General features: G+C 70.8%; 12 protein-coding genes. 7 read left to right on the top strand and 5 right to left on the bottom strand.

What is annotated here, in order from left to right; all coding sequences use genetic code 11:
- Positions 1-72: 72 nt before the first annotated feature.
- Together OUY22_RS03400 and OUY22_RS03405 are read left to right on the top strand one after the other, a co-directional pair.
- Positions 73-879, top strand: coding sequence for a hypothetical protein (locus tag OUY22_RS03400; protein ID WP_270153218.1), 807 nt, complete (start codon positions 73-75; stop codon positions 877-879).
- A gap of 50 nt (positions 880-929) precedes the next feature.
- Complete coding sequence (locus tag OUY22_RS03405) at positions 930-3422, top strand: DNA gyrase/topoisomerase IV subunit A (RefSeq protein WP_270153219.1); 2493 nt, start codon at positions 930-932, stop codon at positions 3420-3422.
- A gap of 93 nt (positions 3423-3515) precedes the next feature.
- On the opposite strand, the gene OUY22_RS03410 is transcribed toward OUY22_RS03405, so the two are convergent.
- From OUY22_RS03410 to OUY22_RS03420, 3 genes are all read right to left on the bottom strand, one after another.
- Entirely contained in the window at positions 3516-4772 is a 1257-nt protein-coding gene (locus OUY22_RS03410) for an FAD-dependent oxidoreductase (protein WP_270153220.1), read from the bottom strand.
- Positions 4773-4871: 99 nt separating this feature from the next.
- A complete protein-coding gene (locus tag OUY22_RS03415; RefSeq protein WP_270153221.1) occupies positions 4872-5240 on the bottom strand; it encodes a VOC family protein in 369 nt (122 codons plus the stop codon).
- A gap of 128 nt (positions 5241-5368) precedes the next feature.
- Positions 5369-5716, bottom strand: coding sequence for a hypothetical protein (locus tag OUY22_RS03420; RefSeq protein WP_270153222.1), 348 nt, complete (start codon positions 5714-5716; stop codon positions 5369-5371).
- A gap of 143 nt (positions 5717-5859) precedes the next feature.
- Here OUY22_RS03420 and OUY22_RS03425 point away from each other — a divergent pair, with 143 nt between their 5' ends.
- Positions 5860-6351 carry a beta-class carbonic anhydrase gene (locus OUY22_RS03425; protein ID WP_270153223.1) on the top strand — a complete coding sequence of 164 codons (492 nt, stop codon included), beginning with the start codon at positions 5860-5862 and terminating at the stop codon, positions 6349-6351.
- 12 nt (positions 6352-6363) lie between these two features.
- Here the strand turns inward: OUY22_RS03425 and OUY22_RS03430 are convergent, their stop codons facing one another.
- Complete coding sequence (locus OUY22_RS03430) at positions 6364-8430, bottom strand: DNA gyrase/topoisomerase IV subunit B (RefSeq protein WP_270153224.1); 2067 nt, start codon at positions 8428-8430, stop codon at positions 6364-6366.
- 247 nt (positions 8431-8677) lie between these two features.
- Between OUY22_RS03430 and OUY22_RS03435 the strand changes: the two genes are divergently transcribed.
- On the top strand, positions 8678-8908 hold the full coding sequence (locus OUY22_RS03435) for a DUF7455 domain-containing protein (protein ID WP_270153225.1): 231 nt from the start codon (positions 8678-8680) through the stop codon (positions 8906-8908).
- A gap of 89 nt (positions 8909-8997) precedes the next feature.
- Here OUY22_RS03435 and OUY22_RS03440 read toward each other — a convergent pair whose 3' ends face one another.
- Entirely contained in the window at positions 8998-9957 is a 960-nt protein-coding gene (locus tag OUY22_RS03440) for a GNAT family N-acetyltransferase (RefSeq protein WP_270153226.1), read from the bottom strand.
- A gap of 96 nt (positions 9958-10053) precedes the next feature.
- Between OUY22_RS03440 and OUY22_RS03445 the strand changes: the two genes are divergently transcribed.
- From OUY22_RS03445 to OUY22_RS03455, 3 genes are all read left to right on the top strand, one after another.
- Positions 10054-11415 (top strand): extracellular solute-binding protein, encoded by a 1362-nt coding sequence (locus tag OUY22_RS03445; RefSeq protein WP_270153227.1) that lies wholly within the window; start codon positions 10054-10056, stop codon positions 11413-11415.
- Positions 11416-11588: 173 nt separating this feature from the next.
- Positions 11589-12461 carry a carbohydrate ABC transporter permease gene (locus OUY22_RS03450; RefSeq protein WP_270153228.1) on the top strand — a complete coding sequence of 291 codons (873 nt, stop codon included), beginning with the start codon at positions 11589-11591 and terminating at the stop codon, positions 12459-12461.
- Positions 12458-13309, top strand: a complete 852-nt coding sequence (locus OUY22_RS03455; protein ID WP_270153229.1) for a carbohydrate ABC transporter permease — start codon at positions 12458-12460, stop codon at positions 13307-13309. The genes OUY22_RS03450 and OUY22_RS03455 overlap by 4 nt, the downstream gene beginning before the upstream one ends.
- Positions 13310-13325 lie beyond the last annotated feature (16 nt).

Raw genomic sequence — 13325 nt, forward strand, 5'->3', positions numbered from 1 at the left:
ACGGGGGAACCGGGCGGTTCGGCGGATCGTTGGAACGACATCAGCCGCTTATCGTGCCCCAGGGGAGGGGTCATGACAGAGGCACCCCACGCGCTCACGGTGCACGGGCTGGGACGCCGGAGCCGGACGTTGTTCAGAGCTGTGGCTGCGGTCGCCGTGGTCATGATGCTGGGGGGGAGCGGATGCGCCGGCTCGGGCGTCAAGGCGTCCTACCGGCCCGCGCTCCTTCCCGTCAAGCTGGAATGGGGCAACGGCAACATCAACATCACCGGCGAGACCTCCATCGTCACCCCCGTCGGAGTCTTCTCCGTGGGTCTGGAGCATTCGGTGGTGGCCAAGAAGGCCGACGCCCTCTACGTCATCTTCCGCAACCGCCACGCGAGCCTGCCCGGTTCGTCCGTCGCGGGGGTGGACCACATCTACGAGGTGATGAGCGGCGGCGGGCGGTTCGTCGCGGTGGTCAACGGCACGGCGACGATCGAGATCAGCGACCAGGAGGTGCTGATCGACGTCACGGACGGCGCGCTCAAGGTCGTCGAGTTCAAGGGGGCCCAGGCGGTCGTCCAGGAGCAGCAGGGCGGGGTGGCGCTGCGCTGGCAGCAGTTCTGGGACGACTGCTTCTACTCCCCCATGGGCCTGTCCCGGTGGGCGTACGACGACTCCACCATCGACAGCTGGTACGGGCTCGGCTTCCTCTGGTTCCTCTTCCGCCTGTTCTTCGCCCTCATCCTCGGCGTGGTCGACCTGGTCCTCACCGTGGGGTGCTTCCTGGCCGCCGTCGGCTTCCTGGTGGCCGGCCAGACAGGACGGAACATCGTGTACGGGGTCGAGGTGCTGGTGTTCTTGTTCGTCCTGTTCGCCGGTTCTCGACTGGCCTGAGGCGGGCCACTCCCGAGACGTGTCGCACGCACGCACGTTTCTTCGGCACAATGTTCGACATGGCCCGACGCACCGCCGCACCCCCTCCCGAGGACTTCGAGGAACGCATCGTCGACATCGACGTGTCGTCCGAGATGCGCACCAGCTTCCTGGAGTACGCCTACTCCGTCATCTACCAGCGGGCGCTGCCCGACGCCCGCGACGGGCTGAAGCCGGTGCAGCGCCGCATCCTCTACTCGATGAGCGAGATGGGGCTGCGGCCCGACCGGGGGCACGTCAAGTCGTCCCGCGTGGTCGGCGACGTGATGGGCAAGCTCCACCCGCACGGTGACAGCGCCATCTACGACGCGCTGGTGCGGCTGGCTCAGCCGTTCTCGATGCGGCTGCCGCTGATCGACGGCCACGGCAACTTCGGCTCGCTCGACGACCTGCCGGCCGCCATGCGCTACACCGAGGCCAGGCTGGCCCCGGCGGCGATGCTCATGGTGGAGTCGATCGACGAGGACACCGTCGACTTCAAGCCCAACTACGACGGGCAGGAGACCGAGCCGACGGTCATGCCGTCGGCCTTCCCCAACCTGCTGGTCAACGGCACCACCGGCATCGCGGTCGGCATGGCGACCAACATGGCGCCGCACAACCTGACCGAGGTCGTCGCCGCCGCCCGCCACCTGATCAAGAAGCCGGCCGCGACGCTCGACGAGCTGATGACGTTCGTGCCCGGCCCCGACCTGCCGACCGGCGGCACCATCATCGGCCTGCAGGGCGTCCGCGACGCCTACGAGACCGGGCGCGGCACCTTCCGCATGCGCGCCACCTGCACGGTCGAGCAGATCACTCCGCGCCGCAAGGGCATCATCGTCACCGAGCTGCCCTACAACGTCGGCCCCGAGCGCGTGGTCACCAAGATCAAAGAGCTGGTGACCAGCAAGAAGCTGCAGGGCATCGCCGACCTGAAGGATCTCACCGACCGGCACAAGGGCCTGCGCCTGGTCATCGAGATCAAGAACGGCTTCATCCCCGAGGCGGTGCTGGAGGAGCTCTACCGGCTGACGCCGATGGAGGAGACCTTCGGCATCAACAACGTGGCGCTGGTCGACGGCGAGCCGCGCACGCTGGGCCTGCGCGAGCTGCTCCAGGTGTACGTGAACCACCGGCTGGAGGTCGTCCGGCGGCGCTCGGAGTTCCGCCGCCGCAAGCGCGAGGACCGGCTCCACCTGGTCGACGGTCTCATCGTCGCGCTGCTCAACATCGACGAGGTCATCCAGGTGATCCGCGCCTCCGACGACTCGGCGCAGGCGCGCGAGCGGCTGATGAGCGTGTTCGACCTGACCGAGGTCCAGGCCGCCTACATCCTCGACACGCCGCTGCGCCGGCTCACCCGTTACGACAAGCTGGAGCTCGACCGCGAGAAGGAGACGCTCACCGAGGAGATCGCCGAGCTGACCGCGATCCTGTCGTCGGAGACCCGGCTGCGGCAGGTGGTCTCCGGCGAGCTGGCCGACGTGGCGAAGAAGTACGGCACGCCGCGCCGTACCGAGCTGCGTGAGGCCACCGGTCAGACCCGCACCCCCGTGGTGTCGCTGCAGGTGGCCGACGACCCGTGCCTGGCGCTGCTGTCGTCCACGGGCCTGCTCGCCCGCACCGCCGACGCCGCGCCGTTGCCCGGCGAGGGCGGCCGGTCGCCGCACGACGTGCTGGTCTCCGCCGTCCGCACCACCGTGCGGGGCGAGGTGGGCGTGGTGACGTCGCGGGGCCGGCTGATCCGCGTCCAGGTGGTCGACCTGCCGACGCTGCCCGCCTCGGCGGCTCCGCCGTCGCTGTCGGGCGGCCATCCCGTCGCCGAGTACGTGTCGCTGGAGCCTGACGAGACCGTGGTCGGTCTGGGTTCGCTCGACCCGGCGGGGCCCGGCCTGGCGCTCGGCACCGCGCAGGGGGTGGTCAAGCGGGTGGTGCCCGAATATCCCGCCAACCGTGACGACTTCGAGGTGATCACGCTCAAGGACGGCGACGCGGTGGTCGGCGCGGTCGAGCTGGAGTCCGAGGAGCATGACCTGGTGTTCATCACCTCGCAGGCCCAGTTGCTGCGCTATCCGGCGTCGCTGGTCCGGCCGCAGGGGCGGCCCGCGGGCGGCATGACGGGCGTCCGCCTCGACGACGGCGCGCGGGTGATCTGGTTCGGCGCCGTCGACCCGTCCAGGCCCGCCCAGGTGGTCACCGTGGCGGGCTCGTCCACGGCCCTGCCCGGCACCCAGATCGGCGGGGGCAAGGTGTCCGATTATGCCGACTTCCCTGCCAAGGGCCGGGCCACGGGCGGGGTGCGCGCCCAGCGGTTCCTGAAGGGCGAGGACGTCCTGCTGCTGGCCTGGGCGGGCCCGGCTCCGGCCAAGGCGGTCTCCCCGGTGGGCAAGCCGGTGACGCTGCCGGACGAGATCGGCCGTCGTGACGGCTCCGGCGTCCGCCTCACCCACACCATCGGCGCGATCGGCGGCGCCCTCGGCTCCGGCCCCGCCCTCGAACCGTCCACCCCGCCGGAAGCCTGATCAGGGCCCCGGGGTCACCCGTCCCGTGACCCCGGTCGGCAGCGGCTCGCGTGGGTCGGCCCGCCCCACGGTGCCCGTGTCGTGCCGGAGCGGTCATCGGTGGGGCAGGTCATCCGTCGAGGGGATCTGTCCGGGGTCGCCGCGGGCGAAGGCCGGGGCGCGTTCCGGGCGCGGGCCGACGCCGACGAGGTAGGCGGGGACGTACGAGAGCGCGGGGAAGAGCCGCAGCAGCCGCACCAGGGGCGCGGGCGGGCCCGTCCAGGTGCCGCGCAGGACCCGTACGACGAGCGCCCGGTGCATCATCCGCTGGAGGGCCTGCACGGCGACCGTGGCGAACAGCCGGCGGGAGCGTACCCGGGCCAGGGCCTTCGGAGTGGGACGCCCGCGGCGGAGCGGGCCGGCGAGGAGCGTCGCGGCGGCGACCGCGTCCTGGACCGCCAGGTTGATGCCGACGCCGCCGACGGGTGACATGGCGTGAGCCGCGTCGCCGATGCACAGCAGCCCGTCGACGTGCCAGCGGGTCAGCCGGTTGAGCCGGACGTCCAGGTGCTTGACGTCGTCCATCGAGGTCAGGTCGGCCGCCTCGCCGGCCAGGTCGGGCGCGGCGTCGGCGACCTCGCGGCGGAGCGGTTCGAGGCCGCGGGCGCGCAGCTCGCGGTCGAAGCCCTTGGGGCCGATGTAGCCGACCTGGAAGTGGGTCTCGCGGGGCAGGACGATGAGCAGCCGGTCGCCGGTGACGCGCGGGATGAGCGCCCCGAGGTCGTCCTCCTGGCGGCGCGGCAGCCGGAACCACCACACGTCGAACGGCACGGGCCGCTCCCTGACCCGCAGCCCGGCCTCACGGCGGGCCACGGACCACCGGCCGTCGCAGGCGAGGGTCAGGTCGGCTCGGAGCTCTCCGTCCTGTCCGTCGGCGGTCCGGTAGCGCACGCCGGCGATCCGGCCGCGCTCGTGGATGAGCCCGGTGACCTCGGTGCGCATCCTCAGCGTGAAGCAGGGCTCCTCACGGGCGGCGTCGGCGAGCAGGGTGAGCAGGTCCCACTGCGGGACCATCGCGATGTACGGATGGCGCACCTTGAGCCGGGACAGGTCGCCGAAGACCACCCGGCGGTCACCGGCGGGCAAGGCGACCTCCGTGATGTGGTACTGGGGCAGGCGCGCGAAGCGCTCGCCCAGGCCGAGGTCGGCGAGCAGGTCGAGCGTCGAGGGGTGGACGGTGTCGCCCCTGAAGTCGCGCAGGAAGTCGGCGTGCTTCTCCAGCACCGTGACCTCGACCCCGGCCCGGGCGAGCAGCAGGCCGGCGACCATGCCGGCGGGACCGCCCCCGATGATCACACAGCGTCCGCCCATCACGATCACCAGATTTCATCATCCGTTGAATAATCTCATGATGCGCTCGTCAACCGCCCGCGTCAAGAAGTCCGCGCGGCGGTGGGACGCGGGCCGTCGTCAGATCGTCAGGCAGAAGGGATGTCCGGCGGGGTCGAGGAAGCCCCTGAAGCTGCCGTCCTCGCTCGGCTGCACGGCCGCCTTGGTCGCGCCGAGCTCCAGCACCCGCTCCTCCGCCTGGTCGAGGTCGTCCACCTGCACGTCAAGGTGGAGTTGCTGCGGCCGCTCCCCCTCCGGCCAGGTCGGCGGACGGTAGTCCCGCACGAGCTGGAACGCCAGCCGGTCCGGCGAGCCGCCGTCACTCACCACCACCCAGTCGTCCTCCTCCACGATGATCGGCCAGCCGAGCAGCCGCGAGTAGAACGCGCCCAGCCCTTGCGGGTCGGGACAGTCGACGACCGTCGACCGGAATCGTCCGATGCCTTCCATGGATTCACCTCGATGAGCGACGGCGGATGCGCGGTTTCGGCCGTCGCCGTCCGGCGACGACAGCCTCCGTTACCCCGGGGTCTGCGCCGCACACCTGCCCGCGCGCCCGCGCTGCCCGGGCTCCCGGCCTAGTGCGGGGTGGAGCCGTACTCCTGGTCGTGCCGCTCCGGCGCGGCGATCGCGGCCGGGAGCGACAGCAGAAGCTCGTGCGGCTCCGCGCCCTCCCACGCCCGGATGAGCCGGGTCCCGGCCTCGCCGGGGTCGAACGCCTCGCAGCCGAGCGGCCCGTAGCAACCGGCCTGGTCGAGCATGAGGACCAGCGGATCGTCCTCGGGCAGCCCGCCGGCGTAGGCGGCGGCGTCCAGCAGGGCCAGGGCGCGCCTGGCGTTGCGCCCGCCGTCGTCGGACTCCACTCGATCCAGACAGCGCCGGGCCTGGGCGCGGAGATACGCAGCGAGCGATTCGGACCTGCTCAAGACGACCTTCTTCGATCATGCACACGTCGGGCTACTGAACCATCACGTAAAGTTAGCAGTGATCGCGCGTGCTCGCCGACCTCCGGCCCAAGTTCGCCACCCCCGACGCATGGAGATCGAGGTCATGGGGGATCATCTGAGTCATGGATGCGTTCGACGACCTGTTTGCCGCCAACGCGGAGTTCGCCCGCACGTTCAAGGGCTCCGACCTGACCGGACGCGCGGCGCGCGGCCTGGCCGTGGTCACGTGCATGGACTCGCGCATCGACCCCCTGGGTCTGCTGGGACTGCGGCCGGGCGACGCGAAGATCCTCAGGAACGCCGGCGCCCGGGTCACCGACGACGTCCTGCGCACGCTGGTGCTGGCCGTCTACCTGCTCGGCGTGGAGCGTGTCCTGGTCATGCCGCACACCGACTGCGGCATGACCAAGGCCACCGACGCGCAGGTCCATCAGCTGACCCAGGACCAGGGGGTGGACACCCGGAGCCTGGAGTTCCACATGGTGCCCGACCAGGGTGAGGCGCTCCGGCACGACCTGACCCGCATCACGTCGTCGCCGTTCCTGCCGGCGGGCATGCCGGTGACCGGCGCCGTCTACGACGTGAAGACGGGCCGCCTGATCCCCGTCGACTGACCCCGGCGCAGGTCAGGCGTCGATGTGGTCGCGGTCGACCTCGGCCGCGCTCTTGACGATGAACTCGCGGCGCGGCGCCACGTCGCTGCCCATCAGCAGGCTGAAGATCTGCTCCGCCTCCTGCGCGTCCTCGATGCGGACGCGCCGCAGGATGCGGTGGCGCGGGTCCATGGTGGTCTCGGCCAGCTGGTCGGCGTCCATCTCACCGAGGCCCTTGTAGCGCTGGACCGGGTCCTTCCAGCGCTTGCCCCGGCGCTCCAGGTCGCGCAGCACCTTCTGCAGCTCCCCGTCGGAGTAGCAGTAGATGTACTTGTCCTTGCCGCGGCCGGGGTTGGTGAGCTCGATGCGGTGGAGCGGAGGGACCGCGGCGAAGACCCGCCCGGCCTCGACCATGGGCCGCATGTAGCGGTGGAAGAGCGTGAGCAGCAGGCAGCGGATGTGGGCGCCGTCGACGTCGGCGTCCGCCATGAGGATGACCTTGCCGTAGCGGGCGGCGTCGAGGTCGAAGGAGCGGCCGGAGCCGGCCCCGACGACCTGGATGATGGCGGCGCACTCGGCGTTCTTCAGCATGTCGCTGACGGACGCTTTCTGCACGTTGAGGATCTTGCCGCGGATCGGCAGCAGGGCCTGGAACTCCGAGTCGCGGGCCAGCTTGGCGGTGCCGAGGGCCGAGTCGCCCTCGACGATGAACAGCTCGCTGCGGTCGACGGCGTCGTTGCGGCAGTCGACCAGCTTGGCGGGGAGCGCGGAGTTCTCCAGGGCGCTCTTGCGCCGCTGGTTCTCGCGGTGCTCACGGGCGGCGATGCGCGCCTTGGCCGCGGCGACGATCTTCTCCAGCACCGCGCGCAGCTGCTGCTTGTAGCCGCGCGGCGGGTTGTCGAACAGCTCCTTGAGGTCGCGGCTGACGACGTGGGAGACGATCCGGGTGGCCGCGGACGTGCCGAGGATCTCCTTGGTCTGGCCCTCGAACTGCGGCTCCGGCACGCGGACGGTGACGACCGCGGTGAGCCCTTCGAGGATGTCCTCCTTGGTGACGGGGTCGTCGCCGTTCTTGAGCAGGCGGGTCTCGCGGAGCTGCTCGTTGATCGTGCGGACGAGGCCGCGCTCGAAACCGGTCACGTGGGTGCCGCCCTTGGGGGTGGCGATCACGTTGACGAAGGAGCGGACCGTGGACTCGTACCCCTTGCCCCAGCGCACGGCCACGTCCACGCTGAGCTCGCGCTGGACCTCGGTGGAGGTCATGTGGCCCTGGTCGTCGAGGACGGGCACGGTCTCGCGGAAGTGGCCCACCCCCTGCAGGCGCAGCACGTCGCAGACGGCCTCGTCGCGGGCGAGGAACTCGGTGAACTCCGAGATGCCCCCCTCGAACCGGAACTCGTCGCGGACCTGCTCCTCGTGGCGGCTGTCGATCACCACGAGGGTGAGGCCGGGCACCAGGAAGGCGGTCTGGCGCAGCCGGACGTGGATCTCGTCGAGCGACACCTCGGCGTCGGGCAGGAAGATCTGCTTGTCGGCCCAGAAGCGCACGCGCGTGCCGGTGACCTTCGCGGGCAGCTCGCCGCCGTCGCGCAGGCCGGACTTCTTCTTGAACTTGGCGCTCGGCCCCGGCCCGTCGAACACGCCGGGCACGCCGCGCCGGAAGCTGATCTCGTGCACCTTGCCGTCACGGTCGACCTCGACGTCGAGCCGCGCCGACAGGGCGTTGACCACGGAGGCGCCCACGCCGTGGAGGCCTCCGGAGGCGGTGTAGGAGCCGCCGCCGAACTTGCCGCCCGCGTGGAGCTTGGTGTAGACCAGCTCGACGCCGGCCAGGCCGCTCTTGGGCTCGACGTCGACCGGGATGCCGCGGCCGTTGTCGCGCACCTCGATGGAGCCGTCCGCGTGCAACTCGACCTCGATGCGGTCGCAGTGACCGCCCAGCGCCTCGTCCACGCCGTTGTCGACGATCTCCCAGAGGCAGTGCATGAGCCCGCGGCTGTCGGTGGAACCGATGTACATCCCCGGGCGCTTGCGGACGGCCTCGAGGCCCTCAAGCACCGAGAGGTGACGAGCCGTGTAACCCGCCTCCACTAGCGTCACTCCAGCCCTCCGGGTTTATCGTTCGAACACCTGTGCGCAGCTTACCGTTCTTCCCTCACGCACGCGTACAAGCTTGCCATGGCGCCATGTTTGCCGTTACCAGCAGGGTGATCCCCATTACTTTCGGACACATTCCGCTCTGGGCGTAGAGACCTGTGGGTTGGGAACGTCCACGTCCGGTTAGATGTTGTTCCAAGTGACTGACGCCAGATCCTCGCTTCGGCGGGGGTGACCCGAAAGGCGATACGTGACTGGAGCTCTTGCCCCCGTTAAGCCGTTGACGGCCCTCGACCGTTGCGACCGTTGCGGTGCCCAGGCGTACATTCGCGCGACCCTGCCGGTGGGTGGGGAGCTGTTGTTCTGCGCCCACCATGGGCGTAAGCACATCGCGGCGCTGCGCGAGAAGGGTGCCGACATTCTGGACGAGTCGGCTCGCCTCAGCGAAACACCGAAGATGGCCCCCAACGACGAGCGCTGACGCGCTTGCCGTGATGACATAACCACATATATCTCGACAGGACGGCGACCTCGGCTCTCCCGGGGTCGCCGTCCTGCGTCCACACCGCCTCACGCGCCCACCACCCGCACCCCGTCGTCGCCGCGCGGCGTCTTCCCGTCCCCTCTCGGGCGGGGCGGCGTCTCCACGTCCCTGCGTAGTTCACGCGGCGTCTCCGCGTCCCCTCGCGGGCCGGGCGGCGTCTCCGCGTCCCCTCGCGGGCCGGGCGGCGTCTCCGCGTCCCCTCGCGGGCCGGGCGTCTCGCCGTTCATCGCGGCCTCCACCGGAGTGTCGCCGACCGCCGTGGCCCTGGCCAGGAGCTCCGCGTCCGGCGCGGGCCCGGCCCGGTAGTAGTAGCGGCCCTTCGGTTCCAGGCCCTCGCTCTCGTAGAGCGCCCGCGCGGCCGCGTTGCGCTCCGTGACCGCCAGGTACGCGCCAGGCGCTCCGCTCTCGGCGGCCAGGGCGCGCAGGACGGCCCTGGCCAGCCCTCTGCGGCGGGCCGCCGGAACCGTCGCCACGCAGAAGATCCCGAGCGTGTCGCCCTGCGGCACGCCCCGGCCGACCGCGACCGGGACACCGCCCTCCTCGACGGCCGCGTAGAGCGCCGGCACGCCGGTCAGGATCCGCTCGGCCGCCTCCAGCCCACCGGCACGGCCGCCGTCGACCCGCCACCACGTCTCCAGCCAGCCGCGCCAGGGCCGCGGCTCGATACGTACCCGCGTCGAAGGCTCGCCTCTGATCGCGCCCGCCATGACGACGGTGGGGTCCACCAGCGCGTACCCGCGCGCGTCCAGCGCGCGGTCCAGGCCGGGCGGCGCGGCGGCGCCGACCGAGAAGACGCACGGCGCGCCGCGCTCGGCGTAGAAGGCCTCGGCGGCGGCGATCGCGGCGTCCGGATCGTCCGCCGGTCCCGTCGCCAGAACCGAGTTGGCCCGCTTGGTCACGCCTCCCGCGTACCGCAGCACCCAGCCGCCGAGCGCCCGCCGCTCCCAGGCCGGCCACGCCTCGTGCACGAGAAGATCGGCGTCCATCAGGGCAGCCTAGCTGACCTGCACCGCGCGGCACGTTTGACCGACCCCTTTCCCGGTAAGGCGCTCGACCAGTCAAAGGCCGTGAAAGGGGTAGCCATGTCCCGTTCAACGGGCGCCGTCGTCGTGGCCGGCATCCTCGTCCTTTCCTCGTGCGGCGGAGTCGGCGGAGGCGGCGGAGTCGGCGGAGGGGGTGGTGGTGGCGAGGGCCGGACGGCGGGGCAGGCGCTCACCACGATGGGCTTCGGCCTTCCCGACGAGATCGCCTCCGTCCGGGTGGACCTGTTCAAGAAGGCGAATCCGCAGGTCACGGTCAACATCAACGAGGGCGCGTTCGACGAGCAGGCGTTCCTTTCCGCCGTCGCCGCGGGGAACCCGCCGGACGTGGTGTACCTGTCGCGCGACCGCATCGGCAGCTACGCCGCCCGCGGCGCCATCCAGCCGATCGACGCGTGCGTGTCGCGCGAGTCGATCCCGACCGGCGACTACTACCCGGCCGCGCAGGCGCAGGTCAAGTACGGGGGCTCGTGGTACGGCATCCCCGAGTTCTACAACTCCGTCGTGCTGATCGTGAACGACAAGGCGGCCGAGGACGCGGGGGTCGACCCGGCCTCGATCGACACCTCCGACTGGGACGCCCTCGGCCGCCTGGCCGAGAAGATGTCCAAGGCCGACGGCGGCAGGATCGAGCGGTTCGGGTTCAACCCCAAGCTGCCCGAGTTCCTCCCCTTGTGGGCCAAGGCCAACGGCGCCGACCTCCTGTCCGCCGACGGCCGCACCGCCGCTCTCGGCGACCCCAAGGTGGTCGAGGCCCTGCGGTACGCCCACGGCCTGGTGGAGCGGCAGGGCGGCTGGAAGCGGCTCAAGGCGTACGTGGACACGTGGGATTTCTTCGGCGGCGAGAACCCGTTCGTCAAGGACCAGGTCGGCATGATGCTGAGCGAGCAGTTCCTGGTCAGCTCGATGGCCGGGAGCAGCCCCGACGTCGGGATCACCGTGCTGCCGTTCCGCGACAGGCGGGGCGAGCCGGTCAACTACGTCGGCGGGAACGCCTGGGTCGTCCCCAAGGGCGCGCGCAACCCGGAGGCGGCCTGCCGCTGGATGAAGACGATGACCGCCGCCGACACCTGGATCGCCGCCGCCAGGGCCCGCCAGGACAAGCGGGCACAGGAGGGCAAGGTCAACATCGGCACCTACACCGGGAACGTCAAGGCCGACGAGACGATCTTCGGTGAGATCGTCCGGCCGAGCGGCAGGAAGCCGTTCGACGACGCGGTCAAGGTCATCCGCGAGGTGCAGCCGGTCGGGTTCGCGGTGCCTCAGTCGGCCGCGGCGGCGGAGTTCAAGAAGGCGTGGGAGGACGCGGGCACCCGCGTGCTGCTGGAGGGCCAGGCCCCGGCCGAGGCGCTGGAGCAGGCCCAGGCCGAGGCGCAGAAGGCGATCGACGAGGCCGGGTCGTGACGACGCCGGGGCGCGCATCCGGACCGGGTTCACGGCCCGGATTACGCCGGCCTTCCTGGCGGAGCTCCGACCGGGACCCAGGACGCGGTTCCGGGCCGGGCTCAGGACGCGGTTCCGGGCGAGGGCTCGGGCGAGGGCGAGGGCTCGGGCGGAGTGAGACCCGGTGGGCGTACGTGTTCGTGCTGCCCTGGCTGATCGGCCTGGCGGTCTTCCAGCTCGGCCCGATGATCGCCAGCCTGGCGCTGTCGTTCACCCGGTACGACCTGATCTCCAGCCCCGTCTGGGCCGGAACGGACAACTACGCGCGACTGGCGCAGGACCCGAAGGTCGCCAGGGCCATCGGCAACACGGTGTTCTACACGGTGCTGCACGTGCCGCTGGCGATCGTGCTCGCCCTTGCCCTGGCGCTGATGCTCGACCGGATCGGCGGGCGTGGCGCCGGCGTCTTCCGGACGATCTTCTACCTGCCGTCGATGACCCCGTACGTGGCGGTCGGGGTGCTGTTCCTGTTCCTGCTGAACGGACAGGCGGGCATGGTGAACCAGTTCCTCGCGCTGTTCGGCGTCGAGGGTCCGCAGTGGACCACGGACCCTGACTGGATCCTGCCGGGCATCGTCCTGATGTCGCTGTGGAACCTGGGCTCCACGACGATCATCCTGTTCGCGGCGTTGCGCAACGTGCCGGCCGAGCTGTCGGAGGCCGCGATGATCGACGGGGCCGGGTCGTGGGCCCGGTTCCTGCGGATCACGCTGCCCATGATCAGCCCGGCCCTGTTCTTCGTGCTGATCATCAACACGATCGCGTCGCTGCAGATGTTCGACCAGGTGTACGCCATGTTCTTCGGCAACCAGGTCACCCAGCAGTCGTCCGGCGACGCGGCCCTGTTCTACGTCGTCTACCTGTTCCAGCAGGCGTTCCAGTTCCTGCACATGGGCTACGCCTCGGCGCTGGCCTGGGTGCTGTTCCTGGTGATCGCGCTGATCACGTTCGTGCAGTGGCGGGTGGGCGGCCGGCTCGTCCACTACGAGGGCGGGGAGCGGGCATGACGGCGCCGGAGCGGAGCCGGGGCGGCGCGGGCCGGGTGTTCTTCCTGATCATGCTGGCCGCCGCCTCGACGATCTTCCTGTACCCGTTCGTGTGGCTGGTCGTCGCCTCGCTCAAGCCGCGCGCGTACACCTTCGCCGACCCGTTCGTCCCCTGGCCCGACCCGTTCGCGCCGGAGAGCTACGTGGCCGTGTGGCAGGCCGCGCCGATGCTGGCCTGGCTGGTGAACACCCTGGTCGTGGGCCTGGCGGCGGCGGCGTCCGTGACGTTGTCGAGCGCGTTCGTGGCCTTCGGGTTCGCCTACTTCCGCTTCCCCGGGCGCAACCTGATCTTCGCGAGCGTGCTGGGGACGATGATGCTGCCCGCGGCGGTGACGCTCGTGCCGACCTACCTGATCTGGAACGCCGCCGGGCTCACCGGCACACAGGTGCCGCTGTGGGCGGGCAACCTGTTCGGGTCGGCGTTCTACATCTTCCTGCTCCGCCAGTTCCTGCTCGGCGTGCCGAGGTACGTGTTCGAGGCGGCGCGTGTGGACGGCGCGTCGTACCTGGACCTGTTCTGGCGGATCGCGCTGCCGCTGGCCAGACCGGCGCTGATCATCGCGTTCGTCTTCGAGCTGAAGGCGAGCTGGTTCGACCTCATGAAACCGCTGATCTACCTGCAGGACCCGATGCTCTACACGCTGCCCAGAGGGCTGAAGGCCATCGTCGACCAGTTCTACCAGGGCGGCGACCCGAAGTGGGAGATCGTGCTCGCGGCCGGCGTCATCACGACCCTGCCGCTGATCCTGATCTTCTTTCTCGGCCAGCGGTACTTCGTGCGCGGCATCGCCACGACAGGCCATCGCTGACCTGCGCCGATGCCCC

Origin of the sequence: Nonomuraea corallina (assembly GCF_027620315.1) — a bacterium.
Taxonomy (GTDB): Bacteria; Actinomycetota; Actinomycetes; order Streptosporangiales; family Streptosporangiaceae; genus Nonomuraea; species Nonomuraea corallina.